The 26,171-nt window shown below is 72.4% G+C and carries 22 protein-coding genes and 3 tRNA genes; 7 read left to right on the plus strand and 18 right to left on the minus strand.

The window, feature by feature from the left end; all coding sequences use genetic code 11:
- Positions 1-90: 90 nt before the first annotated feature.
- The 11 genes from EUA94_RS02190 to EUA94_RS02240 form a co-directional block, all read right to left on the minus strand.
- Complete coding sequence (locus EUA94_RS02190) at positions 91-1,152, minus strand: UDP-N-acetylmuramate dehydrogenase (protein ID WP_242494624.1); 1,062 nt, start codon at positions 1,150-1,152, stop codon at positions 91-93.
- The gene (locus EUA94_RS02195; protein ID WP_129424264.1) at positions 1,145-1,546 is read right to left on the minus strand and encodes a MaoC/PaaZ C-terminal domain-containing protein; all 402 of its coding nucleotides are present in this window, start codon (positions 1,544-1,546) and stop codon (positions 1,145-1,147) included. The genes EUA94_RS02190 and EUA94_RS02195 overlap by 8 nt, the downstream gene beginning before the upstream one ends.
- Positions 1,543-1,938: an FAS1-like dehydratase domain-containing protein gene (locus tag EUA94_RS02200; RefSeq protein WP_129424266.1), complete on the minus strand. Its 396-nt coding sequence runs from the start codon at positions 1,936-1,938 to the stop codon at positions 1,543-1,545. The genes EUA94_RS02195 and EUA94_RS02200 overlap by 4 nt, the downstream gene beginning before the upstream one ends.
- A gap of 80 nt (positions 1,939-2,018) precedes the next feature.
- Positions 2,019-2,189, minus strand: coding sequence for a 50S ribosomal protein L33 (gene rpmG, locus EUA94_RS02205; RefSeq protein ID WP_090969093.1), 171 nt, complete (start codon positions 2,187-2,189; stop codon positions 2,019-2,021).
- A 57-nt stretch (positions 2,190-2,246) separates the two neighbouring features.
- Positions 2,247-2,320 (minus strand) — tRNA-Met (locus EUA94_RS02210).
- 38 nt (positions 2,321-2,358) lie between these two features.
- Positions 2,359-2,431, minus strand: a tRNA-Thr gene (locus EUA94_RS02215).
- A 47-nt stretch (positions 2,432-2,478) separates the two neighbouring features.
- A complete protein-coding gene (locus EUA94_RS02220) occupies positions 2,479-3,921 on the minus strand; it encodes an amidase (RefSeq protein ID WP_129424268.1) in 1,443 nt (480 codons plus the stop codon).
- A 112-nt stretch (positions 3,922-4,033) separates the two neighbouring features.
- Entirely contained in the window at positions 4,034-4,624 is a 591-nt protein-coding gene (locus EUA94_RS02225; protein WP_129424270.1) for a DNA-3-methyladenine glycosylase I, read from the minus strand.
- A gap of 35 nt (positions 4,625-4,659) precedes the next feature.
- On the minus strand, positions 4,660-6,333 hold the full coding sequence (locus EUA94_RS02230; RefSeq protein ID WP_129424272.1) for an MFS transporter: 1,674 nt from the start codon (positions 6,331-6,333) through the stop codon (positions 4,660-4,662).
- Positions 6,334-6,577: 244 nt separating this feature from the next.
- A complete protein-coding gene (locus tag EUA94_RS02235) occupies positions 6,578-7,519 on the minus strand; it encodes a pirin family protein (protein WP_129424274.1) in 942 nt (313 codons plus the stop codon).
- Between the two features lie 55 nt (positions 7,520-7,574).
- A complete protein-coding gene (locus EUA94_RS02240; RefSeq protein ID WP_340640848.1) occupies positions 7,575-9,977 on the minus strand; it encodes an FdhF/YdeP family oxidoreductase in 2,403 nt (800 codons plus the stop codon).
- Between the two features lie 51 nt (positions 9,978-10,028).
- Here EUA94_RS02240 and nemA point away from each other — a divergent pair, with 51 nt between their 5' ends.
- The 3 genes from nemA to EUA94_RS02255 all read left to right on the plus strand — a co-directional run bounded on the left by nemA (position 10,029) and on the right by EUA94_RS02255 (position 14,997).
- The gene (gene nemA / locus EUA94_RS02245) at positions 10,029-11,123 is read left to right on the plus strand and encodes an N-ethylmaleimide reductase (protein ID WP_129424276.1); all 1,095 of its coding nucleotides are present in this window, start codon (positions 10,029-10,031) and stop codon (positions 11,121-11,123) included.
- Positions 11,124-11,197: 74 nt separating this feature from the next.
- Complete coding sequence (locus EUA94_RS02250) at positions 11,198-13,084, plus strand: ABC transporter ATP-binding protein (protein ID WP_129424278.1); 1,887 nt, start codon at positions 11,198-11,200, stop codon at positions 13,082-13,084.
- Positions 13,081-14,997, plus strand: coding sequence for an ABC transporter ATP-binding protein (locus EUA94_RS02255; protein ID WP_129424280.1), 1,917 nt, complete (start codon positions 13,081-13,083; stop codon positions 14,995-14,997). The genes EUA94_RS02250 and EUA94_RS02255 overlap by 4 nt, the downstream gene beginning before the upstream one ends.
- A gap of 93 nt (positions 14,998-15,090) precedes the next feature.
- Here the strand turns inward: EUA94_RS02255 and EUA94_RS02260 are convergent, their stop codons facing one another.
- Together EUA94_RS02260 and EUA94_RS02265 are read right to left on the minus strand one after the other, a co-directional pair.
- Complete coding sequence (locus EUA94_RS02260; RefSeq protein ID WP_207210367.1) at positions 15,091-16,323, minus strand: multidrug effflux MFS transporter; 1,233 nt, start codon at positions 16,321-16,323, stop codon at positions 15,091-15,093.
- A 51-nt stretch (positions 16,324-16,374) separates the two neighbouring features.
- Positions 16,375-17,619 carry a homogentisate 1,2-dioxygenase domain-containing protein gene (locus tag EUA94_RS02265; RefSeq protein ID WP_479724691.1) on the minus strand — a complete coding sequence of 415 codons (1,245 nt, stop codon included), beginning with the start codon at positions 17,617-17,619 and terminating at the stop codon, positions 16,375-16,377.
- 52 nt (positions 17,620-17,671) lie between these two features.
- Between EUA94_RS02265 and EUA94_RS02270 the strand changes: the two genes are divergently transcribed.
- Genes EUA94_RS02270 through EUA94_RS02285 form a run of 4 tightly spaced genes read left to right on the plus strand, consistent with a single transcriptional unit; the run spans position 17,672 to position 21,372 of the window.
- Complete coding sequence (locus EUA94_RS02270; protein WP_129424282.1) at positions 17,672-18,535, plus strand: hypothetical protein; 864 nt, start codon at positions 17,672-17,674, stop codon at positions 18,533-18,535.
- Entirely contained in the window at positions 18,532-19,746 is a 1,215-nt protein-coding gene (gene fahA, locus EUA94_RS02275) for a fumarylacetoacetase (protein WP_129424284.1), read from the plus strand. The genes EUA94_RS02270 and fahA overlap by 4 nt, the downstream gene beginning before the upstream one ends.
- Before the next feature lie 28 nt (positions 19,747-19,774).
- Positions 19,775-20,683, plus strand: coding sequence for a phosphodiesterase (locus EUA94_RS02280; RefSeq protein WP_129424286.1), 909 nt, complete (start codon positions 19,775-19,777; stop codon positions 20,681-20,683).
- 8 nt (positions 20,684-20,691) lie between these two features.
- Positions 20,692-21,372 carry a histidine phosphatase family protein gene (locus EUA94_RS02285; protein WP_129424288.1) on the plus strand — a complete coding sequence of 227 codons (681 nt, stop codon included), beginning with the start codon at positions 20,692-20,694 and terminating at the stop codon, positions 21,370-21,372.
- A 6-nt stretch (positions 21,373-21,378) separates the two neighbouring features.
- On the opposite strand, the gene EUA94_RS02290 is transcribed toward EUA94_RS02285, so the two are convergent.
- From EUA94_RS02290 to EUA94_RS02310, 5 genes are all read right to left on the minus strand, one after another.
- Entirely contained in the window at positions 21,379-22,311 is a 933-nt protein-coding gene (locus EUA94_RS02290) for a hypothetical protein (protein ID WP_129424290.1), read from the minus strand.
- Between the two features lie 128 nt (positions 22,312-22,439).
- Entirely contained in the window at positions 22,440-23,780 is a 1,341-nt protein-coding gene (locus EUA94_RS02295) for an MFS transporter (RefSeq protein WP_129424292.1), read from the minus strand.
- Positions 23,777-24,730 (minus strand): carbohydrate kinase family protein, encoded by a 954-nt coding sequence (locus EUA94_RS02300; protein ID WP_129424294.1) that lies wholly within the window; start codon positions 24,728-24,730, stop codon positions 23,777-23,779. The genes EUA94_RS02295 and EUA94_RS02300 overlap by 4 nt, the downstream gene beginning before the upstream one ends.
- A gap of 7 nt (positions 24,731-24,737) precedes the next feature.
- The gene (locus EUA94_RS02305; protein ID WP_129424296.1) at positions 24,738-25,973 is read right to left on the minus strand and encodes an AGE family epimerase/isomerase; all 1,236 of its coding nucleotides are present in this window, start codon (positions 25,971-25,973) and stop codon (positions 24,738-24,740) included.
- Positions 25,974-26,074: 101 nt separating this feature from the next.
- Positions 26,075-26,156, minus strand: a tRNA-Tyr gene (locus EUA94_RS02310).
- Between the last annotated feature and the right edge of the window lie 15 nt (positions 26,157-26,171).

Consider the following 26,171-nt stretch of genomic DNA (forward strand, 5'->3'; position numbering starts at 1 on the left):
CCCGTCGCGATCCCCGGGTACCCGGGGAAACTGGAGCCTCCACCCCGAAGTTTCGCGGGCAAGGCTCCAGTTTGGGGGGTGAAGCCTCGCTCAGAGGGCGCAGCCGACGGTCACGGGCTCGTTGACCAGGCGTACGCCGAAGCGGGACTCGACTCCGTCGCGGACCTCGCGGGCGAGGGTCAGCAGCTCGTCGGTGGTGGCGCCGCCGCGGTTGGTGAGGGCGAGCGTGTGCTTGGTCGAGAGCGACACCCGCTCCCCCGCGGCACGGCTCGTCCAGCCCTTGTCGAATCCGGCGTGCTCGATCAGCCACCCGGCGCTGGACTTCACGGTGCCGTCGGGCTGCTCCCACCGTGGCGCGTCGGCGGGCAGGGCCGCGGCCTGGTCGGCGGTGAGGAACGGGTTGGTGAAAAACGAGCCAGCGCTCCACGTGTCGTGGTCGTCGGCGTCGAGCACCATCCCCTTGCCCCGGCGCAGGTCCAGGACGGCGGACCGTACGTCGGCGAGGGGAGCCCGAGCGCCCTCGTCGACCCCCAGGGTGCGGGCGAGCTCGGCGTAGCGGACGGGCGCGCCCAGCGTGCCCTGCCGGAACTGGAACGTGACGTCGAGGACGACGTGGCGACCGGGGTCGGCCTTGAACCGGCTGGAGCGGTAGCCGAACTGGCACTCCGAGGCCGCGAAGGTGCGTACGCCGTTGAGCTTGCGGTCCCAGACCCGTACCCGGGCGATGGTCTGGGCGACCTCCTGGCCGTAGGCGCCGACGTTCTGGATCGGCGTCGCGCCGACGGAGCCCGGGATGCCGGACAGCGCCTCGATGCCGACCCAGCGCCGCTCGACGGCCTCGGCCACGACGTCGTCCCACCCCTCGCCGGCGGCGATCGTCACGGTCGCCCCCGAGCAGGAGGGATCGCCGGAGGAGTCCACGTCGGCGCTGATGCCGGTGGTGGCGACCTGGACGACGCGGCCGTCGAAGCCGGCGTCGGCCACCACCAGGTTGGACCCACCGGCCAGGAGCAGCACCGGCGTGCCGACGACGTCCGCCTCGGAGACTGCCGCGATCAGCTCGGCCTCGGTGGTCGCGCGCACCCACTCGCGACCGGGGCCGCCGAGGCGCAGCGTGGTGTGGTCCCGCAGGTCGGGCACCGGGTCAGGCACGGTCGACGTGCTTCACGACGGCCTTCGGCATGCCCAGCACCTTCTGCCCGTCGCAGGTGACCTCGAGGGCGAGGGTGACCAGGCCGTCGGCGACGGACTTCACCGTCCCGCCGATGACGACCTCGGCGCCGCCTTCTGCGGGTACGACGACGGGGCTGGTGAACTTCGCGCCGACGTCGACGACCTCGGCTCCTCCGGTCCACTCCGCGACGGCACGGCCGACCAGGGCCAGGGTGTACATCCCGTGGGCGATGACGCCGGGCAGGCCGACGCTGCGGGCGACCCCCTCGTCCTGGTGGATCGGGTTGTGGTCGCCGCTCGCGTCGGCGTACGCCACGAGGTCGGCGCGGGTGATAGTGAACGTCTTCGTCTCGAGGGTGTCACCGGCGTTCATGCTGCGCCTCCCGAGTGGACGAGGGTCGCCTTGCCGGTGCAGACGACCGCGCCGGTGGCGTCGGTGATCTCGCTCGTCGTGGCGATGATGTCGGCGCCGCCGATCTGGCGCAGGCCGGTGACGGTGAGCGTGGCGCTCAGCTCGTCACCCGCGGCCAGCGGCCGGACGTACGCGAAGCGCTGCTCGCCGTGGACGATGCGGTGCAGGTCGATCCGCTCGGCGTCGAGGAAGGCCTGCATGGCGTCGAAGGCCAGGACGATCGGGAAGGTCGGCGGCACCGACTCCCCCGGGTGGCCGACGGCCGCAGCGAACGCGGCGACCCGGTCGGGCGTGACGGTCAGGGGCGCTGGTGCGGGGAACTCACGCCCCACCAGCGAGGGGTCGACAGGCATGTCACGACCCTAGCCGTGCGCCCGGGAAACACAGCGACCCGTCCGAGGTGCTCGGACGGGTCTGCAGTGGCGGAGAAACGTCAGCGGGTCTCGCGGTGCGCGGTGTGGTTGCGGCAACGCGGGCAGAACTTCTTCAGCTCGATGCGGTCGGGGTCGTTGCGACGGTTCTTCTTGGTGATGTAGTTGCGCTCCTTGCACTCGGTGCACGCGAGCGTGATCTTGGGGCGAACGTCAGAAGACTTGCTGGCCATGGGAGAACCTTCTCATTGCTGGGTGGTGCGGGGTGAGGCTTGCTGAGACTGCCGGTGTAGCGGGGGCGGGACTCGAACCCGCGACACCACGATTATGAGCCGTGTGCTCTAACCACCTGAGCTACCCCGCCGCGGAGGCCGGACGCCCCCGGGGGGAAATCCGATCCAGAGCCCCTTTACGGAATCGAACCGTAGACCTTCTCCTTACCATGGAGACGCTCTGCCGACTGAGCTAAAGGGGCAACGACGGAGAACGATACACACGCTCCCACCGCGATGAGAAATCGGCTCAAGAGAGCCCTCCGACCGCCCCTTCGGCGGCCTCGGGCGCACCCTGGATCCGGGGCCATCCGACGGCCTCCTCGAGCTCGTAGGCCAGTCCCAGCAGGCGGGCCTCGCGACCGGATCCGGCACCGAGCATCATGCCCTGCGGCAGCCCGGCGGAGGTGGTCGCGAGGGGCAGCGAGACCGCCGGCTCGCCCGTCGCGTTCTGCAGCGGCGTGAACGCCACCCACTCTATCAGGCGCTCCATGATCTGGTCGTAGTCCTGGTCGGGGCGCAGGTGCCCGACCCGCGGCGTCTCGGTGGCGAGCGTCGGCGTGAGCGTGACGTCGTACGACGCCCGGTGGCGCGCGGCGACCCGCTGGGAGCCGCGCAGCACGGCGATCGAGTACGGCTGCTTGTGCAGGTTGCGAGCGGCGTGACGGGCCAGTCCGAGGGTGAGGTTGTCGAGCTTCGTCGGATCCCACGTGGGACCGAAGTCCTTCTTCCCGCGGCGCGAGATGGCCAGCGCCAGCATCGACCAGAAGCGCACGAAGTGCTCGGGGAAGCTGTCGGGCACCGGGTTGTCGATCTCCTCTACGTGGTGGCCGAGGTCCTCGAGCAGGCGGGCGGTCCGCAGGGTCAGGTCACGCACCTCGGGGCTCGAGTCGCGGCCGATGCCCTGGGTGACGACCGCGATCCGCAGCCGCGCCCGGCTCGGTCGGGTGATGTCGCCGATGGGCGCGAGGAGCGGGTTGCGCCAGACCTTCTCGGCCTCGCGGTAGAACGCGGCGGTGTCGCGGACGCTCCGGGTCAGCACGCCGTCGGAGACGATGCGCACCGGCATCTCGCGCATCATCCGGTCCTGAGCGAGCCGGCCGCGGGTGGGCTTGAGGCCCACCAGGCCGTTGACCGCCGCCGGGATGCGGATAGACCCACCGCCGTCGTTGGCGTGGGCGATCGGCACGGCGCCGGCCGCCACCAGCGCGGCCGACCCGGCCGACGAGGCGCCGGCGTAGTGGTCGGTGTGCCACGGGCTGCGGACCGGGCCGAGGCGTACGTGGTCGGCCGCTCCGGAGAAGCCGAACTCCGACAGCTGGGTCTTGCCGAGGGGGATCAGCCCGGTCGCGAGGTACATCCGGGCGAAGTCGCCATCAGCGGTCGCGGGCGCCGCGGTGAACGCGTCGGCCCCGTGCTGGGTGGGCATGCCCGCCACGTCGACGTTGTCCTTGACGAAGGTCGGCACGCCGGCGAACCAGCCGCCGCGCGGGTGGCGTGCCTCGGCGCGGGCCCGGTCGTACGCGGCGTGCGCCACCGCGCCGAGGTCGGCGTCGACCCGCTCGGTGCGGGCGATCGCGGCGTCGACCACCTCGGGGACCGAGACGGTCCCCTCCCGCAGCGCCTCCACGAGCCCGGTGGCGTCGAGGTCGATCAGGGCGTCGTCGGCGGAGAAGGCGTGCACGCGGGTCATGTCCCGATGCTAGCCGCGCGCGAGGCACGAGCACGCGGCGTGCAGAGGGAGGTCGAGTGGCCCCGCGGCCGAGCTCGCGAGGCCGCGACGGGGCGTATCGAGACCCAGGGGTCTAGGAGGCGCAGCCCCGGCGGTGACATCCCGCGAGGTGGTCGTCGACGAGGCCGATGGCCTCCATCAGCGCGTACATCGTCGCAGGACCGACGTGGGCGAAGCCGATCTTCTTGAGGGCCTTGGACAGCGCGAGGGACTCCGGGGACGTGGTCGGGACGTCGGCGGTCGTACGCGGCGCGGGCGAGGGCTCCGGCCGGAAGGACCAGATGAACGCCTCCAGCCCGCCCCCGTCCCGCAGGGCGACGGTGGCGCGCGCGTTGGCGATGGCGGCGTCGACCTTGCGGCGGTTGCGCACGATGCCGGCGTCGGCCATCAGCCGCTCCACGTCACCGGCGTCGAAGGCCGCCACCGTGTCGGCGTCGAAGCCCGCGAACGCGGCCCGGAAGTTGTCGCGCTTGTTGAGGATCGTGAGCCACGAGAGGCCCGACTGGAACGCCTCGAGGGTCAGCCGCTCGAGGTGGGCGGCCTCGCCGGAGACCCGCAGGCCCCACTCGGTGTCGTGGTAGGCGAGGTTCACCGGGTCGCCGGTGCCCCAGGGACAGCGGGCCACGCCGTCGTCGCCCACCACCGCCGCGATGCCCGTGCTCATGGACTCATCCTCGCGCACGGCACCGACAGGGGCGGTCAGGAGTCGGGACGGTCGGGGTCGTAGCGGTCGAGGAGGTGGTCGACCTCGACGGAGGCCTCCCGCGCGCTGGGGGTGTACCCGAGGACGACGGCCAGGAAGTGCTCCGAGGCCAGCGACCGCAGGCGTGAGTCGGCAGTCGCGACGACGGTGGCGGTGCGGGTGCTGCGGCGCAGGAGGGCGATCTCGCCGAAGCCCTCGCCCGGTCCGAGGGAGGCGATGACCCGACCCTCGCCGAGCACGTCCACGCTGCCCGACTCGACGACGTAGTAGCGGTCCCCGACGTCGCCGCGCTGGAAGACGACCGTCCCGGCGGGGACGTCGACGACCTCGAGGCCGCGGGCAAGCTGCTCGACCGAGGGCAGCGGCAGGGTCCGCAGCATCGGCACCCGCTGGAGCAGCCCGACCACCTCGTCGTTCACCCCGACCGTGCCGTCGAGTGCGCGCAGCCGCCACCAGGAGGCGGCAGCCAGCACGGGGCAGACCAGTCCGACGGCGACCAGGGCGGGGCGCAGTCCCCACTCACCGACGATCCACGAGGCCGCCACCGCGCCCACGCCGATCGAGACGGCCACCAGGCTCTCCAGCACGCCGAAGACCCGGGCGAGCACGGCGTCGGGAGCCATCCGGCCCATCAGCGTGAAGCCGGCGACGTCGATGAGCGCGTTGCCCCCACCGATGAGCGCCATGAAGACCAGCGCCGGAAGGTCGTGGGGCAGGAGGCCGACGAGGACGAGCGGGAGTCCCCACAGGGTGACCCCCAGCGCGAACCAGGCGCCCAGCCGCCGGGTTCCCACGAGGAGCGACGCCGCCAGCGAGCCGGCCACCGCGCCGACACCCACCGCCGTCATGAGCGTGCCCGCGCCGGGCTCGCCGCGGCCGAGCAGCTCGATCGAGACCAGCACGGAGAAGACGGTGAGCGCTCCGCGGGTGAGGGACTGGGCGGCGGCGAGGCCGAGCACCAGGGCGAGGTCGCGGTTGCGGGCGACCACGCCCAACCCCTCCACGATCTCGCGGACGAGGTGCGGGCCGGTCGCCGACGGGCGGGGCGGGGCGTCGTACTGCAGGCGCAGCAGGAGCGCCGCCGACCACAGCGACGCGGCGGCTGCCACCGCGAACACCACGTCGACGTCGGCGACCTCGAGGAGGACGGCGGCCAGGAGCGGACCGACGAGGGTGGCGAGCGAGTCGAGCATGCCGCGTACGACGTTGGCGCTGGCGAGCTCGTGGCCGGTGTGGCACAGCGACGGCAGCAGCGCCGAGTGGGCCGGCCGGAACAGGGTCGCGGCGATCGTGGAGAGCACCGCCAGCGCGTAGATCGCGACCGGGGCACCCCCGAGCGCCGCGACCGCCGCAGCGGCGGCCGTCACGAGGCCGCGGACCGTCGAGACGACCACCAGGACCCGCTCGCGCCGGCCGCGGTCGGCGAAGGGCGACAGGATCGGCGCGCACACCGCGGACGGCACCATCCGCAGCAGCCCGACGAGGCCGAGGGCGGCCGCTCCGCCGTCGCGGTAGGCCACGATGCCGAGCGCGACGGTGAACGCCCACTCAGCGGTCCAGGCGCCCAGGAAGCTCAGCTGGGCACGGCGGAGATCGGGGTTGCGGGCGTTGCTGGTGAAGGCGGACGCGGCGTCGGCGAGCCGGTGCGTGCGCGCCGTCGCCTCCCCCATCGTCCGACTGTAGGTCCGCGACGGCCTCCGCGTCCCTCGCGGAGTACCGCCCGATGGGTCAAGAAAGGTCGGAGAATCGGGCAGCCCGTTCCACCGATCGACGCCGTCGCGAGCGTCATCAGGTGGGTGTGATGGCAAGGCGGAGGGCCGAAGGCGGGCCGCTTGGCCCGTCGAGTGCGCGACAACGCAGCCAGCGCGCCCACATGGTGGCGCGCAGCAGGCGAGAGGTCGGTGGATACGGGCTTCAGCGGCGCTGCTTGAGCCTGACGTTGGGCAGCTCGGGCGCCGGGATCGGCGGGAGGTCGAGGTCGACCCGGCCGAAGCGGCCGTCCGCGACGTCGGTGCCGGAAGCGACGACGGTGCCGTCGGCGGTGATCTGGTCCTGCCAGGCCTGCCGATAGACCTCGATCTCGTCGTGGTCGCGCCCGATGAAGTTCCACCACATCACGATCGGCTCGCCGAACGGCGGGCCGCCGAGCAGCAGCAGGCGGGCCTCCTCGTGGGCGGTCACGGTGATCGTCGTACGCCCGCGGGCGACGTGGGCGAGGTCGCTGGGCTCGAGGTCCTGGCCATCGACCTCGACCAGGCCGACGTCGAGCAGGACGCCGTGCTCGAAGGACTCGTCGACCTCGATCTCGATGCGCGCGCCGGTCGCGAGCATCACTTCCGCGCCGAGCAGCGGGGTGTGGGTGGTCACGGGCGAGCTCGCGCCGAACGCCGAGCCGATGAAGACGCGCGCCTCCCAGCCCGGGCCGCGCACCGGCTCCGGGGCGAAGTGCTCGAAGCGGGGGTCGCAGTCGCGGCTGGCGTCGGGGAGCGCGATCCACAGCTGGGCGCCGTGGAGCAGGGTGGTGCCGGGGGTGGAGACCTCGGTGTGGCTGATCCCGCGTCCGGCAGTCATCAGGTTGACCTCGCCCGGGCGTACGGTCGCCAGGCTGCCGACCGAGTCGCGGTGCTCGATCTCCCCGCCGAAGAGCCAGCTGACGGTCTGCAGGCCCGTGTGCGGGTGCGCGGGGAGGACCATGCCGCCGGTCTCGTCGACCTCGTCGGGGCCGTAGTGGTCGACGAAGCACCAGGCGCCGATCAGCGACCGGTGCCGCTGCGGGAGCGTGCGTCGTACGCGCATGGCCCGCGGACCACCGAGCGGGACCTCGCGCGGGGTGAGCACGTCGATGTGCGTGGTCATCGTGCGCCACCGTACCCGCAGGGGTGAACCCGCGCGCGGGGTTCGGGTGACCGCGTCAGCTCAGGTGGTGCGGGTCGTCCTGGCGCATCGAGCCCTCGCCCTGGTCGGCCGAGCCGTGGGAGTCACCCGTCCCCTGCCCCGGCTGCCCGGGACGGTCGAGGCGGACCACGATCGACTTGTAGACCGGGGTGTTGCTCTTCTCCGCCGTCGAGTCCAGCGGGACGAGCGGGTTGGCCTCGGGGTAGTAGGCGGCCACGCACCCGCGCGGCTGGTCGTAGGGCACGACCCGGAACGAGCGGGCGATCCGCTCGACGCCGTCGCGCCACTCGCTGACCAGGTCGATGACCTCGCCGTCGGCGTAGCCGAGGTCGCGCAGGTCGTCGGGGTTGACGAAGACGACCCGTCGCCCGCCCTTGACGCCCCGGTAGCGGTCGTCGAGGCCGTAGATGGTGGTGTTGAACTGGTCGTGCGAGCGCATCGTCTGCAGGAGGAAGCGCCCCTTCGGCACGTCGAGGACGTCGAGCGGCGTGGACGTGAGGACCGCCCGGCCGCTCGCCGTCTCGAACACGCGGTTGTCGCGGGGCGGGTGCGGGAGCACGAAGCCCCCGGGCTCGTTGACCTTCTCCTCGTACGACGCGCAGCCGGGGACGACGCGGGCGATCCGCCGCCGGATCTCGGTGTAGTCGTCGCGGAAGGCCGCCCACGGCACAGGCGAGTCCTCGCCGAGGGTGGCGAGGGCGAGGGAGCAGATGATGTCGACCTCGGAGCGCACGTGCTCCGACGGCGGGTCGAGCGGCCCGTGCGAGGCGTGCACGGCCGACATCGAGTCCTCGACCGTCACGCGCTGGACCCGACCGCCGGTGAGGTCCTTCTCGCTGCGGCCCAGCGCAGGCAGAATGAGCGCTTCGCCGCCGTGCACGACGTGCGAGCGGTTCAGCTTGGTGGAGACGTGGACGGTCAGTGCGGCATTGCGCATCGCCGCCTCGGTGGCCTGGGTGTCGGGGGCGGCGCCCACGAAGTTGCCGCCCATCGCGAAGAAGACGCGGACCTTGCCGTCGCGCAGCGCCTCGATCGAGCCGACGGTGTCGAGCCCGTGCTTGCGCGGCGGCTCGAACCCGAACTCGTCGCGGATCGCGTCGAGGAAGTGGTCGGGGACGCGCTCCCAGATGCCCATCGTGCGATCGCCCTGCACGTTGGAGTGGCCGCGGACCGGGCACAGGCCCGCACCGGGCTTGCCGATGTTGCCCTGCAGGAGCGCGACGTTGACGATCTCCTTGATCGTGCCCACCGAGTTGTGGTGCTGGGTGATGCCCATCGCCCAGCACGTGATCGTGGCCGTCGAGTCCGCGATCATCCGGGCAGCCTCGGTGATCTGCTCGCGGGTGAGGCCCGTCGACGCCTCGACCTTGGCCCAGTCGAGGTCCGCCACGTGGGCGACGTACGCCTCGAAGCCGGTGGTGTACTCCTCGAGGAAGTCGTGGTCGACCGCGTCCCACTCGATCAGGAGCGCACCGACAGCCTGGAAGAACGCGAGGTCGCCGTTCAGCCGGATCGGCAGGTGCAGGTCGGCGAGCGCCGTCCCGACCGTCAGCCCCTTGGCGTGCTGCGGGTTCTTGAAGCGGACCAGTCCCGCCTCCTGCAGCGGGTTGATCGAGATGATGCGGGCACCGCGGGACTTCGCCTCCTCGAGTGCCGACAGCATCCGCGGGTGGTTGGTGCCGGGATTCTGCCCGACGACGAGGAGGAGCTTGGCCTGGTGGATGTCCTCGAGGCTGACCGAGCCCTTGCCGATGCCGATCGTCTGGCCGAGCGCCGAGCCGGAGGACTCGTGGCACATGTTGGAGCAGTCGGGCAGGTTGTTGGTCCCGAAGGCCCGCACGAACAGCTGGTAGGCGAACGCCGCCTCGTTGGAGGTCTTGCCCGAGGTGTAGAACGTCGCCTGGTCGGGGTGGTCGAGACGCTGCAGGTGGCCGGCAATCGTCGCGAAGGCGTCGTCCCACGAGACTGGCGTGTAGTGGGTGGCGCCCGGTCGCAGGACCATCGGCTCGGTGATGCGGCCCTGCTTGCCGAGCCAGTACTCCGTACGACCGGCGAGGTCCTCGACGGAGTGAGTGGCGAAGAACTCGCGGTCGAGCAGCTGGCGGGTCGCCTCCTCGGCGACGGCCTTGGCGCCGTTCTCGCAGAACTCGGCCGTGTGCCGCTCGCCGGGTGCCGGGTCGGGCCACGCGCACCCCTGGCAGTCGAAGCCGTCGACCTGGTTGAGCCGGGTCAGCGTGGACGCGGTGCGCCGTACGCCCATCTGGCCGACTGCCCGTCGCATCGCCACGGCGACCGCGGTGGCACCGGCGGCCGCATGTGCCGAGCTCTCCACCTCGGCATCGCTCTCGTCGATGTCGGCGTCGGGGACACCCCTCCACCGCTTGATCAGGCTGGACGGGACCGACGTGAAAAGGCTCACGTACCCATCCTGCACGGAATGTCCTGACGGGGGACACCCGTTGGAGGGGTCGTGCCCTCCCTCTTCGAACCCCTGACGCTCGGTGCCGTCCGCACCGCCAACCGCGTCCTCATGGCCCCGCTCACCCGGATGCGCGCCACGGCGCCGGGCGACGTACCCAACTCGCTGATGCGCGACTACTACGTCCAGCGCGCCAGCGGTGGGCTGCTGATCTCCGAGGGCACCCAGATCAGCCCGGAGGGCAAGGGCTACATGGACACCCCGGGCATCCACAGCGCCGAGCAGGTCGCCGGCTGGCGCGAGGTCACCGACGCCGTGCACGAGGCCGGCGGCCTGATCGCCGCCCAGCTGTGGCACACGGGCCGCGTCTCGCACGAGTCGTTCCACGGCGGCGAGCTGCCGGTGTCGGCCAGCGCCCAGCCCTACCGCAACCGTACGAGCGTGCGTGGCGCGGACGGCCTGCCCACGCGGGTCGCGTGCCCGACCCCGCGCGCACTGGAGCTCGACGAGATCCCCCGGGTCGTCGACGACTACCGCCGCGCGACCGAGAACGCCCGGGCGGCCGGCTTCGACCTCGTCGAGATCCACGGCGCCCACGGCTACCTGCTCCACCAGTTCCTCGCCGCTGACAGCAACCAGCGCACGGACGCGTACGGCGGCTCGCTCGCCGCTCGGGCGCGGCTCATGCTCGAGGTCACCGACGCCGTCGTCGACGCGTGGTCGGCGGACCGGGTGGCGATCCGGATCTCCCCGATCGGCGCCTTCAACGGCACCGAGGACCCGGAGGGTGCGGACGCCGGCCTCGTCGTCGCGGGCGAGCTCGGTCGGCGCGGACTGGCGTTCCTGCACCTGTCCGAGCCCGACTGGGCGGGCGGCCCGGAACTCGACGACGACTACCGGCGAGCGCTGCGCGAGGCCTTCCCCGGACCCATCGTCGGCGCCGGCAACTACGACCTCGCGAAGGCCGAGCGGCTCCTGGACACCGGACTGGTCGACGCCGCTGCGTTCGGCCGGTCGTTCATCGCCAACCCGGACCTGCCGCGGCGCCTGGCCGAGGGCCTCCCCCTCAACCCGCAGCGCCCGGAGTCCTTCTACGGCGGCACCGCCGAGGGCTACACCGACTACCCGGCGTACGGCGCGGCCTGAGCCGCCGCGCGTCACCGCTGCGGCGCTTAATGCTTCGTGCCGGAGCGGTGGCGGCGCCTAGGGTCGACATCGACATGCAGGACTTTCCTCCCCGGATCGCGACGTTCTTCACCGGAACCGACGCCGCACCCACGCCGGACCCCGACACCCGGTCGCCTGCGGCGTTCCTCAGGTGGATGCTGCGCCAGCAGTGGCAGGTCATCGCGTGGTCGACGGTCTCCTGCCTGCTGTGGCTGATGCCGCTGACCTTCGGCCCGTACATCTTCGGCCGGGCCGTGGACGACGGGATCCTGGCCGGCTCGACGAGCGCGTTGCTCGGCTGGGCCGGCGTGATGCTGGCCGTGGTGCTCGTCGGCGGCGTCTTCGGCGTGGTCTTCCACACCCTCGTCGTGCGCAGCTGGCTGATCAGCCTGTACGGCACGACGCAGATGGTCACCCGCAAGATCGCCCAGATGGGCCACGTGCTGCCCCGCCGGTCGCCGACCGGCGAGGTGCTGAGCGTCTCGTCGAGCGACTCCGACGAGTTCGGCGCCCTGACCGAGATCCTGGCCCGCTCGGTGGCCCAGCTGGTGTCGTACCTGACCGTCGCGGCCATCGTGCTGTCGATGTCGTGGCAGCTCGGCCTGCTGGTGCTGGCGGCCGGTCCCATCCTGCTCGGCGCCGCGCTGCCGCTCCTGCGGCCGCTGCACCGGCGCCAGGAGGTCGAGCGCAGCCGCAACTCCGAGCTGACCTCGATGGCCACCGACATCGTCGCGGGGCTGCGCATCCTGCGCGGCATCGGCGGCGAGGACACCTTCGGCGACAACTACGCCCGGCAGTCGCAGTCGGCCCGACGGGCGGGCGTGTCCTCCGGGATCTGGCAGGCCGCGGTCGAGGCAGTCGGTGTGCTCTTCTCGGGTGTCTTCCTGGTCAGCCTGGTCTGGCTCGGCACCCGTCAGGTCAGCTCGGGCGACCTGAGCGTCGGCCAGCTGGTGACCTTCCTCGGCTACGGCCTCTTCATGGTCGGGCCGATCCGCACCTTCTTCGAGCTCGCCCAGAAGTCGACCCGGGCACTCGTGAGCGCCCGCAAGGCCATCGCGATCTTCGAGCAGCGCCCGCCGTGGCGCGAGCCGGCCGACCCGCAGCCGCTCGACGGGTCCGCCGAGATCGTCGACGACCTCAGCGGCTTCAGCGCCCGCCCGGGGCGGCTGACGGTCGTCGTCAGCGCCGTGCCCGAGCAGAGCGCTGCACTGGCCGACCGGCTGGGCCGCTACCTCCTGCCCGACACCGACCCGGTGGCCGAGGACGACGGCGCAGGCCTCAAGGGCCGCACCGCTCGCCGGGCCCGGGCCGACCGCGAGCGACGCCGTGCGCGGATCGCCGCGCGCGACGAGGAGGCCGCCACCCGCGAGTGGGGCGTCCGGCTGGGCGGTGTCGACCTGTCCGCTGCCCGCCTCGTCGACGTACGCCGCCAGGTGCTGGTCAGCGACACCGGCAGCGGACTGTTCGCCGGCACCCTCCAGGACGCCATCGACCCCCATGGCCGGCTGACGCGCGAGCAGGCCGAGGCCGCGCTGCGCGTGGCCAACGCCGAGGACGTGTACGACGCGCTGCCCGAGGGCTGGCAGGGCCAGCTCGACGAGCGCGGTCGCGGCCTCTCCGGCGGTCAGCGGCAACGCGTCGTGCTCGCCCGCGCGCTCGCGGTCGACGCGCCGATCCTGGTGCTGGTCGAGCCCACCTCCGCGGTCGACGCGCACACCGAGGCCCGCATCGCCGAGCGGGTGAGCGACCTGCGCCAGGGTCGGACGACCGTCGTGTGCACCGTCTCGCCGCTGTGGCTGCACCACGCCGACCGCGTCGTCCTGCTCGAGGACGGTGTCGTCGTGGCCGACGGCGAGCACGCCGGCCTGCTCCGCGACAACGCCGCCTACCGCGCCGTGGTCGCCCGGACGCTCGATGACGCCGAGAAGGTCTCGCGATGACCGACCTGCTCGCCACCTCGCCCGAGACCTGGCGCGACCGCAGCCTCGACCCGCCGGTGATCCCGCCGGAGCTGGTCCCTCCCGCGGACGCGACGCCGCTGGAGCGCAACCGCGCCCTGTGGGCGCGCCACGACCTGCGCCGGCGACGTGCGGAGGCCGTGTACGACGCGTCCCGCAACCCCGACCGGGGATGGCCCGTGTCGGGCAATCGCGCCGTGCTCACCTTCTTCCGCGACCTGTTGACCAGCCGCCGCGGGATGTTCGCCGCGCTGGTCGTGCTCAACGCGCTCGCCGCCGCCGCCGGACTCGTGGTGCCGCGTCTGCTCGGCGAGCTGGTCAACACGACCGTCGACGGCGGCGGCCGGTCCCTCGACGAGCTCGCCCTGGTGATCATCGGCGTCGTGCTGCTGCAGGCAGCGCTGACGTTCGTCGCGCAGCGTACGTCGACGCTGTTCGGTCAGGACCTGCTGTCGACGGCCCGCGAGTTCATCGTCCGGACGATCCTCCGGCTCCCGCTGGGCGCGGTCGAGACCGCCAGCACCGGCGACCTCGTGACCAGGGTGACCCGCGACGTCGGCACGATGAGTCGCTCCGTGCAGTACGGCCTGCCGATGGCAATCATCTCCCTGCTGACCGTGCTCCTGTCGGTCGGCGCGATGCTGCTCAACTCCGTGGTCCTCGCCGTGCCCGCGCTGCTCACCTTCGCGACCTCGTCGTGGGCCGTACGCAGCTATCTCCGCCGGGCGCCCAAGGGCTACATCACCGAGGGAGCGACGTACTCCCGGATCAACACGACCCTCACCGAGACCGTCGAGGGCGCCCGCACAGTCGAGGCGCTGGGCCTGTCCGGTGCCCGCGTGCGGGCGGGCGACGACGACATCGTCGTCTCGGCGCAGGCCGAGCGCTACGGCATGACGCTGCGCAACATCCTCTTCATGGCGCTCAACTTCGCCTTCCAGACGCCGCGGGTGATCACCCTGCTGGTCGGCGCCTACGCATACTCGCGCGGCTGGGTCGACCTCGGCCAGATCACGGCCGCCGTGCTCTACGTCGAGGCGCTGAGCGACCCCCTCGACCGGCTGATCGGCGAGGTCGACCGGCTGCAGGTCGGCGCGGCGTCGACGAGCCGGCTGCTCGGCATCGCCGAGGTGCGGCCCGACCGCGAGGCCGGCGAGCGCCTGCCCGACGGCGTCGAGCTGCGGGGCGAGGACCTCCGGTTCGCCTATCGCGAGGGCCACGACGTGCTCCACGGCGTCGACCTGCGGATCGGCGTCGGCGAGCGACTGGCCATCGTCGGGCCCAGCGGGTCGGGCAAGTCGACCCTGGGCCGCCTGCTGTCGGGCATCAACCGGCCGCGCACCGGGTCGGCCAGCGTCGGCGGGGTCGAGCTCGTCGACCTGCCGCTCGAGGTACTGCGTACGGAGGTCGCCCTCGTCACGCAGGAACACCACGTCTTCATCGGCTCGGTGCGCGACAACATCGTGCTGGCGCGCGAGGGCTCGACCGACGACGACGTACGCGAGGCCCTCAGCGCGGTCGGCTCCCTGCTGTGGGTCGAGCGGCTGCCGCAGGGGCTCGACACGATGATCGGCTCCGGCCGCTTCGCCCTCACGCCCGCCCAGGCCCAGCAGGTCGCGCTCGCCCGGCTGATCATCGCCGACCCGCACACGCTCGTGCTCGACGAGGCCACGTCGCTCATCGACCCGCGCACCGCCCGTACGCTCGAGGGCTCGATGAACAACCTGCTCGAGGGCCGCACCGTCGTCGCCATCGCCCACCGGCTGCACACCGCGCACGACGCCGACCGCATCGCCGTCGTCATCGACGGTCGCATCGTCGAGCTCGGCAGCCACCACGAGCTCATCGACCTCGACGGGGAGTACGCCGGCCTCTGGCGCGCCTGGACCTCCTGAGGTCCGCCCAGTCCCGCTCGGGGGTGGCGGCACATCGCACGCGTACTGGCTCACCGACTGTCGTACGCCGCCACCTCGGGGCGCCGGAAGGGATCAGGCGGCGGCGCGGCGGCCGGCCACCCGGTGCCACTGCCAGCAGCCCCAGCCGAGGACCACGCTCACGGCGGCCGCGACGGCGAAGCCCAGCACGGAGCGACCGGCGTACGGCGCCACGAGGGCCGCGCTGGCCGCGTTGAAGACGAGCGTGACGAAGGTCGACGCCGACATCACCGCGCCGCGGCGGCCGGGGAGCAGGTCGAGCATCAGCATCTGGATGTTGGGGAAGGCCAGCCCGTTACCGAACGCGACGAGCGAGATGCCGACCACGGCCCAAGGGAGCACCTCCCCGGCTGGGGTGAGGGCGACGACGACGCCGATCGCGGCGCCGGCCGTGCTGACGGCGTAGCCGAGGGTGATCAGCTGTGAGCTGGTGAACGTCCGGCCGAAGCGGCCACTCGCCAGGGAGCCCACGACCATGGCCCCGATCATCGGGACGAAGAGCTTCCAGAAGTCGAGCTCGCCCTCACCGAGCAGGTCGACCACGAAGATCGAGGCGCCGCCGATGTAGAGGAACTGCGCACCGAACACCAGCGTCGCGGCCCACGTCATCCGGTGGAAGGCGGGGGCCCGCATCACCTCGGCCAGGCCGCGGAAGATCTCACCGACGCGCAGCGGCACGCGGCTCTCGGGCGGGTGGCTCTCGGGCAGCAGCGCGACCGAGACCATCGCGAGCACCAGGGCCAGCGCCGCCATGAACCAGAAGACCGTCTCCCACGGGCCGACCTGGATCAGCAGCCCGCCCACGATCGGCGCGATCGCGGGAGCCACCCCGAAGATGACCGCGACCTGGCTCATCATCCGCTGGGCCTTGGGACCGTCGAAGAGGTCGCGGATGACGGTGCGGCTGACGATCGTCGAGCCGCCGGCGGCCAGGCCCTGGGCGACGCGGCCGATGAGCAGCCACTCGAGCGACGGCGCGAACGCGCACGCCACCGACGCGACGGCGTACACCAGCAGCGAGCCCATGATGACCGGCTTGCGTCCGATGGCGTCGGACAGCGGGCCGTGGAACAGGCTCATCGACGCGAACGCGAGCATGTACGCCGTCACGACGAGCTGGAGCTCGCTCGACGACACCCGCAGCTCGTCGCCCATCTCGGCGAACGCCGGGAACGGGGTGTCGATGCTGAACGGCCCGATCATCGCGAGCGTCGCCAGCACGAGGGGGATGAGCGCCACGGCTCGGGGGGTGAGGACCGTGGGCTGCACCCGCTCCCCCGTCGTCACCCGGACATCACACCACCCGGGAGGGAGCCCGGCGGCATCGCGGCTGAGGTCCTAGCTGTTGCTGAAGACCGCCGGCCCGCCGTCGTCGCCGACGCCGGGGCCGCGGCCGGCCCAGGTCCAGGCGTACGCCGGGTCCTCGACGGCGCGGCCGCCCTCGCCGAGGTCGAGCGGGGCGAACGTGTCGACCATGACGGCCGACTCGTCGAAGAACTCCGCCCCGAGCGATGCCTCGATGGCGCTGGGCTGCGGGCCGTGGGCGTGGCCGCCGGGGTGCAGGCTGATCGAGCCGATGTTGATGCCCGAGCCCTTGCGCGCCTCGTAGTCGCCGCCGACGTAGAACATGACCTCGTCGGAGTCGACATTGGAGTGGTAGTAGGGCACCGGGATCGCGAGGTCGTGGTAGTCGACCTTGCGGGGCAGGAAGTTGCAGATCACGAAGTTCCAGCCCTCGAAGACCTGGTGGACCGGCGGCGGCTGGTGGACCTTGCCGGTGATCGGCATGTAGTCCTCGATGTTGAACGTGTACGGGTAGAGGCAGCCGTCCCAACCGACGACGTCGAACGGGTGGGTGGCGTACGTCATCCGCGTGCCGACGATCCCGGCACTGGTCCGGTGCTTGACCAGCACCTCGACGTCGGTGAGGTCGCGGCAGCTCGCCACCAGCTCGTCGAGCCCCTCAGGGCCGTGGAGGTCGCGCTCGCAGTAGGGCGCGTGCTCGAGGAGCTGGCCGAAGCGGGAGAGGTAGCGCTTGGGCGGGTGGATGTGGCTGTTGGCCTCGATGGCGTAGAGCCGCGACGGCTCGGCCGGGACCCAGCGGTGGTCCGTCGCGCGCGGGACCAGCACGTAGTCGCCGGCGCGGTAGGAGACGGTGCCGAAGACCGTCTCGACCGTGCCGGTGCCGGACTCGACGTAGACGCACTCGTCGCCGATGGCGTTGCGGTAGACCGGGGACGGATCCGTCCCGGTCAGGACGTAGCCGATCCGGACGTCGTTGTTGCCGAGGACCAGGCGACGACCCTCGACCGGGCAGGTCCCGGTCTCGAGGTCGTGGAGCGTGAGGTGGCGCGGCTTGAGCGGGTGGTTGGGCGTGCGCGACTGGTCGGCGAGCTCCCACACCGTGCTGTCGGTGATCGCGCTCGGCACGCCGCGGCGGTAGAGCAGCGACGAGTCGGACGAGAAGCCCTCCTCGCCCATCAGCTCCTCGCGGAACAGGTGACCGTCGTCGTCACGCAGCTGGGTGTGCCGCTGGCGGGGCAGCCGCCCGACTGCTCGGTAGTGGGCCATCGTCCGCTCCATTCGTCCGATCATCGGACGCTGGCGTCCGTTATCTGGTAGCTAGAGTAGCGGCGTGACACCGAGTCCAGCACCCGTCCCGCCAGGCCCGTTGCCGGAGCCGTGGCGAGCCCTCGTCGACGACGCGGCGATCTTCCCGCCGGGCGATGCGCCGATCCACGAGGCGACCGCGACGTACGCCGCGCGCGACGGGCTGGCTGCCGACCTGGTGGCCTCGTTCGTGCTGCGCGACACCGACCTGCCCCTCGTCCGCGGGTTCGGTGCCCCGCTCTCCGTCGTGGTCACCGGTGGCGCCGGGCAGGTGGTCGGTCCCCTCGGGGCTGCGAAGCGGCTCGGCCTGGCGGTTGCCGGCGTCGAGATCGCGCTGCGCGACCCCGACGACCCGGCGGCCAACGTACGTCGGGTCGTGACCGCGGTCGACCAGGCTCGCGCCGAGGGCACGCTGGGCGACGACGTGCCCGTGTACGTCGAGATCCCCGGGCCGCCCACGGCTTCCTGGCTGGCCGCGGCCGACGAGGTGGCCGCCGCCGACCTCCGGCTCAAGCTGCGCCTGGGCCACGTCGACCACGACCTGGTCCCCGACGCGTCCACCGTCGCCGCGTGGATCGACGCCGCGCTCGACCGGGAGACGCGGTTCAAGGCCACGGCCGGCCTGCACCGGGCCGTACGCCACGATCCCGAGGGCGGTGGCGCGCACGGCTTCCTCAACGTCCTCGTCGCCACCCAGGCCCTCTGGGACGGGGGCACCGTCGCCGACGCGACCGAGGCGCTCGAGCAGCGCGACGGCGCGACCCTGGCGGCCACCGACCTGCCGTCTGCCCGCCGCTGGTTCACCTCGTTCGGCTCGTGCTCGGTCGCCGAGCCGCTCGACGACCTGATCGACCTGGGACTCGTCCCCGACAACAAGGAGAAGTCATGACCGCGCAGAGCTGGGTCGAGGGAGCCGCCGGCTCCGGCTTCGACGTCGACCACCTCCCCTACGGCGTCTTCGCGCGCTCCGGCGAGCACCCGCGGGTCGCCGTCCGGATCGGCGACCAGGTGCTCGACCTCAGCATCGTCGCGGCCGCCGACATGGTGGACACGCACGCCCTCTTCGACCAGCCGACCCTCAACCCGTTCCTGGCGGCCGGCCCGCGGGTCTGGGACTCCACCCGGGCCTGGATCACCGGGCTGCTCACCGACGAGACCGAGCGCGACCTCGTCGAGCCCGCCCTGTCACCGGTGGACTCGGTGCGGATGCTGATGCCGTTCATCATCGGCGACTACGTCGACTTCTACGCCTCCGAGCACCATGCGTCCAACGTCGGCCGGATGTTCCGCCCCGACCAGGAGCCGCTGCTGCCCAACTGGAAGCACCTGCCCGTCGGCTACCACGGCCGCTCCGGCACCATCGTCGTGTCGGGCACGGATGTCGTACGCCCCAGTGGCCAGCGCAAGGCACCGACCGACGAGCGACCGACGTACGGTCCCTCGCAGCGCCTCGACATCGAGGCCGAGCTCGGCTTCGTCGTCGGCGTGCCGTCGGCGATGGGCGAGCGCGTCGCAACGGCGGACTTCGCGCAGCACACCTTCGGCGTGGTCGGCCTCAACGACTGGTCGGCGCGCGACCTCCAGGCCTGGGAGTACGTCCCGCTCGGCCCGTTCCTCGGCAAGTCGTTCGCCACCTCCATCAGCGCGTGGGTGACGCCGCTGGCCGCGCTCGACGCGGCCTGGACCGAGCTTCCGGGGCAGGACGACCCCGAGGTGCTGGAGTACCTGCGCGTCGACGGCCCCGCCGGTCTCGACATCGAGATCGAGGTGGTGCTCGACGGCGAGGTGGTCGCCCGCCCGCCCTTCCGCACCATGTACTGGTCGCCCGCCCAGATGCTCGCCCACACCACCGTCAACGGCGCGAGTGTCCGCACCGGCGACCTCTGGGGCTCGGGCACGGTGTCCGGCCCCGAGCCCGGCCAGCGCGGCTCGCTGCTGGAGCTGTGCTGGGGCGGCAAGGAGCCGTTCACCGCGGGCGGTCGCGATCGAACCTTCCTCGAGGACGGCGACGAGGTCGTGCTGCGCTACACCGCGCCCGGCACCGGCGGCGGCCGGATCTCGCTCGGCGAGGTCACCGGACGCATCCTCCCGGCCCACTGAGCACGGGCCGCATCACTAGGCTGGGCACGTGAAGCAGCTCGGCCAGTACGCCGCTCCCCGGCACGTCATCGCGCACCTCTCCGACCCGCACCTGATCGCCGACGGCGGCCTGCACTACGGCGTGGTCGACAACGTCGCCAACCTGCGTCGCGCGCTCGACCGGCTCGCCGCCGTACGCCCCGCGCCGCAGGCGCTCGTCTTCACCGGCGACCTGGCCGACCAGGCCGCTCCTGACGCGTACGCCACCCTCCGCTCGATCGTCGAGCCGGTGGCCGCGGAGATGGGCGCGATCGTTGTCTGGACGATGGGCAACCACGACGAGCGGGCGCCGTTCGCCGAGGGGCTCTTCGACTCCGACGACGCCGGCTTCCAGGACCGCGTGCACGAGGTCGACGGCCTGCGGATCGTGGCGCTCGACACCAGCGTGCCGGGCTACCACCACGGCGAGCTCCGGCCCGAGCAGCTGGCCTGGCTCGCCGATGTGCTGTCCACACCCGCCGAGCACGGCACCCTGCTCGCCATGCACCACCCGCCGCTCCCCCTGCCGATGCTGCGCGCGGCCGAGCTCATCGAGCTGCACGACCAGCAGGCGCTGGCCGACGTCATCGCCGGCACCGACGTCCGGGGCATCCTCGCGGGGCACCTGCACATGTCGACCTGGTCGACCTTCGCCGGCGTCCCGGTGTCGGTGGCCTCCGCCAGCTGCTACACCAGCGACCCGGCACCGGTCGACCGCTTCATCTCGGGCGTCGACGCCGCCCAGGCCTTCACCATGGTCCACACGTACGACGACCGGCTGGTGCACACGCTCGTCCCGCTCAAGCGAGGAACCGAGGTGAGCCACGTCGGCTCGGACGTCGCCGCGGCCCTCGAGGACATCCCGCTGGAGCAGGCCTTCGAGCTGGCCTCCTCCAAGACCTCGCAGTTCAACAACTAGGGCTTCCAGTGCGACTCCTGCTGATGCGGCACGGCCAGACCCACGCCAACGTGTCGGGCGAGCTCGACACCGCCCACCCCGGCCTCGACCTCACCGACCTCGGCCGCGCCCAGGCGGTCGCCGCGAGCAAGGCCCTCGCCGACGAGCACCTCGATGCGATCTACGTCTCCAGCCGCGTGCGTACGCACCAGACAGCGGCGCCGACCGCCGAGACCCGCGACCTCGCTCTCACCCAGCTCGAGGGACTGGAGGAGATCCAGGCCGGCGAGTTCGAGATGCGCGCCGACCACGACGCCGTCGCCGGCTACATCGGCACGGTCGCCACCTGGCTCGAGGGCGACCTCACCCACCGGATGCCCGGCGGCGAGACCGGTGAGGAGTTCCTGGCCCGCTTCGACGCCGCGGTCCGCACCATCGTCGACGCCGGCCACCGCGCGGCGTTGATCGTCAGCCACGGCGCCGCCCTCCGTACGTGGGTCTCCACCAGGATGGAGCCCCACCCGGATGCTCCGCCCGCGACCCAGCCGCTCCACAACACCGCGCTCATCGTGCTCGAGGGCGACTTCGACGCCGGCTGGCGGATGGTGTCGTGGCAGGGCCACCCGGTCGGCGGGGACTACCTGGAGGACCCGACGGCCGAGGACCCGACCGGCGACCTCGATGCCGACGGGGACGGCGAGATCGGCTGAGGGCTCCTAGTCGTCGCCGACGAGTGCGTTGAGCACCTCGGTGAACGCGGGGCTCGCGTGGATGGACAGGTTCCCCTCGTCATCGGTGTGGGTCAGCTGCTCGTAGCCGGACCCGTTCCACCAGTAGACGTGGGGACTGACCGGGCTCGGCGCGTCGGCGTGACCGAGGCGGGCGAAGTGCGCCATGGCCTGCACGACCGGGATCACGGTGGCATCGCTGATCATGTGCCACGTCGCCTGGTGCCGGTTCGGGATGCTCATCAGCCAGCCGTGACCACTCTCCTCGGGCCCGCCCAGCGTCGACGCGAGACCGGGCAGCAGGAGCACCCGGCTCGCCGTGTGCACGGAGTCACCGAGGAGCAGCTGGAAGGTTCCGCCGCCGGGGGCGTCGAGCGTCTCGAACTGCTCGACCGGGAGGGAGCGCAGGTTCCGGACACCGTGCCGGCGCAGCGCCTCCCAGCCGCCGAGGCGGGTCGCGTGCTCGTGGTTGTACATCGCGATCGTCTCGGGCAGGTCCAGTGCCAGCATCTCCACGACACCGGGCACGAACTCGCGGTGGGGGAAGTTCTCCAGCGGAGGCAGGCCGTCCTCGGCGCTCAACCGCGCGTACGTCTGCCGGACCACCTCCTGCTCGGAGAGGCCGTCGAAGGGGTCGGGCGCGTCGAAGCTCGCGAGGACCCTCTCCACGTGCTCGGCCACCAGCCGTGGCCACTGGCGGCGCTTGGCGTCGGCGCACTGGGCGGCAAGGTTCCAGAGGCCGAACTGCCGGTCGGCGGCATCGACCGCGTGGTCCGGATGCATCTGCACCTCGAGCCCGCGCTCGCGCAAGGCCGTACCGAACAGCGTCCGGAAGTCATCCGCCTGCTCCACCGTGAGGAACGGCAGCGCCTCGTCCGCCGGTCCGACTGCCTGCCCCCGTGACCTGTTGAACAACCCCATGGCGGCATCCTGCCTGACCGAGCAGGCTGGCCGTCACCGGGACGTCATGGGAAATCAGGGTTCGGACCCGACGATCTCATGACGTCAGGTGTCGCTCGTGTCGGGCTGGGATCACTGGGGCAAAGGGGTCAGACGCCCTCGGTGCCGATCCCCGGGTGGACGAACGGCTGCCCGGCGCGCATCTGCTCGACGGAGCCGGGGTGCACCCGCGCGAGGTGCGCGAGCCCGCGGCGCCGGTAGCGCAGGACCTGGATGACGCCGAGCGCCCAGAACACGTACTGCACGGCGAGCGCGAGCTTGAAGTCGCCGAGCGTGTACGAGTCCATCCCGCCGGACGACGACAGGTCGAGCACGATCCCGATCAGGGCCATCGTCAGCAGGGACGCGGTGAAGCCGCCGACGTTGACCAGACCGTTCGCGCGGCCGATCGCGTGGGCCGGGGTGAAGGAGCGCGCCAGGTCGAAGCCGACCATCGCGGCCGGACCCCCGCTGGCCGTGGCGAAGGCCATCACGACGACGAGCCAGTCCGGCGCCGCACCGGGCCACAGCAGGACCGCCGTCCACGGGACGACCATGGCGATCACCACGCCGACCACGATCCACGAGCGGTAGAAGGGCAGCCGACCGACCAGGCGGGCGAGCGCGAGGCCGCTCACCACCGCCCAGGCGGTCATCGCCATCAGGAGCGTGCTCGCGCCGGTCGGGGTCCACCCGAGCCCCTGCACCAGGAAGGGATAGCCCCACAGCAGCGCGAACACCGTGGCGGAGAACTGCGAAGAGAAGTGCGACCACATGCCGAGCCGGGTGCCGGGGTTGCCCCAGACCGTACGCACCGACTGCGCCAGCGCGCGGAGCTTGATCGCCACCACGTCGTCGCGCCGGTAGGGCGAGTCCTTGACCACGAGCAGCACGGCGACGAGCAGGACCACACCGAAGCTCGAGGTCAGCGCGAAGGCGCGGGTCCAGCCGAGCGCGTGCAGGAGGTACGACAGCGGGCCGGCGGCGGCGATGGCACCGAGCTGCCCGGACAGGCCCGTGAGCTGGGTGACCATCGGCCCCTGCCGCACGAGGAACCACGCTGTGACGAGACGGATCACGCTGACGAAGACCATCGCGTCGCCGGCGCCGACCACCGCGCGCGACAGCACCGCGCCGGCGAACGATGCCGAGAAGGCGAACCCGAGCTGACCGACGGTCATCAGCACGAGGCCCCAGATCAGCAGGGCTCGCGAGCCGTAGCGGTCGAGCAGCACACCCACCGGCACCTGCATGCCTGCGTACACGACGAGCTGGAGGACGGTGAACGTCGCCAGGCTGGTGGCGCTGATGTGGAAGCGCTCGGCCGCGATGATCCCCGCGACACCGAGCGAGCTGCGGTGGAAGACGGCCAGGACGTAGACCGCGAGCGAGACCAGCCAGATCACCCACGCCCGACGCCGGCCGATGTCGTGGATCTGCTCGGCACTCACTCCGTGGGCGCTCCGGAACCGCCGAGGGCCACCGTGAGCTCGGCCCGGTCCGGCGGGTCCGCGCCCGGACGGGAGACGGTGACCGCTGCGCCGATCGCGGCGGTCGCGACGGCCTCGAGGACGTCGCGGTCGGTCAGGGCGCGCAGGGCGGCGGACCCGTCCGCGCCGCCGACGCCGAGGGCGAGCAGCGAGTCGATGAGGACCCCGCTGAAGGTGTCGCCGGCACCGACGGTGTCGGCGACGACGACGGGCACGCCCGGCACCTCGAGCGTCGTGCCGTCGTGGCGTACGGCGATCGCGCCGTCACCGCCGCGGGTGACGACGACCAGCCCCGGACCTGCAGCCGCCCAGCGCGTGGCCGTCTCGACGGGACTGCTGTCGGGGTGGAGCCACTCGAGGTCCTCGTCGCTGACCTTGACCACGTCGGCCAGGGCCACCAGCTCCTCGACCCGGGCGGCCGGCCCGGCGCGGTCCGGCGTGATCGAGGGACGGGCGTTGGGGTCGAGCGAGACGAGGGCGCGACCACGACGTGAGCGGACGGCTTCGAGGACGGCGTCGGCACCCGGCTCGAGCACGGTCGCGATCGAGCCGACGTGGAACACGTCGCACTCCTCGTCCGGCACGGACGCGAGGTTCCAGTCGAGGTCGAAGACATAGGACGCCGCGCCCGTCGCGTCGAGGGTGACGGCCGCTGTGGACGTACGGCCCGAGGCGGTCGGCTGCGCCAGGACGGTCACGCCGCTGGCCTCGAGCCAGGCGCGGACCGCCGCACCGCGGTCGTCGTCGCCGAGCAGCGTCACCAGCCGCACGTCGCGACCGAGCCGCCCGAGGGTGATCGCGACGTTGGCCGGGCTCCCGCCGGGGAGGTCCTGGGGGTGGCCGTCGAGGTCCGGGACGACGTCGACGAGCGCCTCGCCGACGACGAGGACCCGCGGCTGTGCGTCCGTCATGCCTCCATCATGCCGGTGGCGGGGTGCGGTCCGACAGAGCCACCGCGCTCGCGAGACTCGGGCTCAGCGGCAGTCGCGGCAGGAGGGTCGCCTGCACCGCGTGGTAGAGGTCGGGCTTGCCCGGCCACACCGACGCCTGCGGCCGGTTGCCCGGGTCGAGCTCGTGGTGCCACGAGCCTCGCTCGACGTCGCGGAGGTGCGTGACGACATAGTCCCACCACGTGGCGTAGCGCTCGGCGTACGCCGTCTCGCCGGTCCGGCGGTGCAGTGCCGCAGCGGCCGCGATCCCCTCGGCCGCGACCCAGTGCATGCGCTGGCGTACGACGGGCGTGCCGTCCCAGTCGGTCGTGTAGACGAAGCCGGGCTCGCCGTCGGCGTGCCAGCCGTCCGTGACGGCCCGGTCGAAGAGCAGTCGTGACGTCTCCAGCAGGCCGGCCGGTGCGTCGTCGCCCAGCGTCGCCTCGACGTGGAGGAGCAGGCGCGACCACTCGAGACCGTGGCCGACCGTCGCGCCGTAGGGCTTGAACGGGTCGTCAGGACGGTCGCGGTTGAGGTCGAGGTCGACCGACCAGTCGGGGCCGAAGTGCTCGGGCAGCCTGCCGTCGTACGACGACGCGAGCCCAACGACGTACGCCGCGATGCGCGCGGCCCGCTCGTGCCAGACGCCCGCACCGGTCACGTCGCCGACCGCCAGCATCGCCTCGACGGAGTGCATGGCCGCGTTGAGCCCGCGGTAGGGCGCCGGCTCCGTCCAGGCGCGGTCCCACTCGTCGACCACACGGCCGGTGGCCTCGTCCCAGAAGCGCTGCTCGAAGACGCGCGTAGCGTGGGCGAGGAGCGCATCCGCACCCGGCAGCCCGGCCACGACCGCCGAGGAGCCGGCCAGCATCACGAAGGCGTGGTCGTAGCACGACTTTGCGGCAGCGCCGGTCGGTGCGCCCGCGGCGTCGACGGCGCTGAACCAGCCGTCGTCCAGGTCGTCGTGGAGCGTCGAGCGCAGCCCGTGGAGCGCGGCGGTGGCGATCGGCGCGCAGCCCTCGACACCGAGCAGGTGCCCGATCGCGAAGACGTGGACCGTACGGCTGGTGATCCACGTGTGGACCGGGCGGTCGAGGTCGGGCACGCCGTCGCCGTCGAGCCAGGCGGCGCCGCCGACCGGGTGGATGACGCGGCGGCCGAACTGGAGCAGGCGGCGGCACTCGGCGTCGAGCCAGGCATCGTCGGGGGGCGCAGGGTGGCTCACCCGGGCAGTCAACCAGCGCCGTCAACCAGCGGGGGCCCACAACGCACGAGACCCCCGCACGAGGTGAGGGGGTCTGGCGACTGGACCAGTGTTCTGTCCAGTGGCAGGTAGAGGATTCGAACCTCTGTAGGCGTTGCCGGCTGATTTACAGTCAGCTCCCTTTGGCCGCTCGGGCAACCTGCCGGGGCGTGCGGAACA

Origin of the sequence: Nocardioides zhouii, from assembly GCF_004137345.1 — a bacterium.
GTDB lineage: Bacteria > Actinomycetota > Actinomycetes > Propionibacteriales > Nocardioidaceae > Nocardioides > Nocardioides zhouii.

Coding starts and splice junctions, on each gene's coding strand:
- EUA94_RS02200 (WP_129424266.1), bottom strand. CDS start 1,938: ATGCCTGTCGACCCCTCGCTGGTGGGGCGTGAGTTCCCCGCACCAGCG.
- EUA94_RS02290 (WP_129424290.1), bottom strand. CDS start 22,311: ATGGGGTTGTTCAACAGGTCACGGGGGCAGGCAGTCGGACCGGCGGAC.
- EUA94_RS02255 (WP_129424280.1), top strand. CDS start 13,081: ATGACCGACCTGCTCGCCACCTCGCCCGAGACCTGGCGCGACCGCAGC.
- EUA94_RS02300 (WP_129424294.1), bottom strand. CDS start 24,730: ATGACGGACGCACAGCCGCGGGTCCTCGTCGTCGGCGAGGCGCTCGTC.
- EUA94_RS02220 (WP_129424268.1), bottom strand. CDS start 3,921: ATGACCCGCGTGCACGCCTTCTCCGCCGACGACGCCCTGATCGACCTC.
- EUA94_RS02235 (WP_129424274.1), bottom strand. CDS start 7,519: ATGACCACGCACATCGACGTGCTCACCCCGCGCGAGGTCCCGCTCGGT.
- EUA94_RS02250 (WP_129424278.1), top strand. CDS start 11,198: ATGCAGGACTTTCCTCCCCGGATCGCGACGTTCTTCACCGGAACCGAC.
- EUA94_RS02195 (WP_129424264.1), bottom strand. CDS start 1,546: ATGAACGCCGGTGACACCCTCGAGACGAAGACGTTCACTATCACCCGC.
- EUA94_RS02265 (WP_479724691.1), bottom strand. CDS start 17,619: ATGGAGCGGACGATGGCCCACTACCGAGCAGTCGGGCGGCTGCCCCGC.
- fahA (WP_129424284.1), top strand. CDS start 18,532: ATGACCGCGCAGAGCTGGGTCGAGGGAGCCGCCGGCTCCGGCTTCGAC.
- EUA94_RS02230 (WP_129424272.1), bottom strand. CDS start 6,333: ATGGGGGAGGCGACGGCGCGCACGCACCGGCTCGCCGACGCCGCGTCC.
- rpmG (WP_090969093.1), bottom strand. CDS start 2,189: ATGGCCAGCAAGTCTTCTGACGTTCGCCCCAAGATCACGCTCGCGTGC.
- EUA94_RS02225 (WP_129424270.1), bottom strand. CDS start 4,624: ATGAGCACGGGCATCGCGGCGGTGGTGGGCGACGACGGCGTGGCCCGC.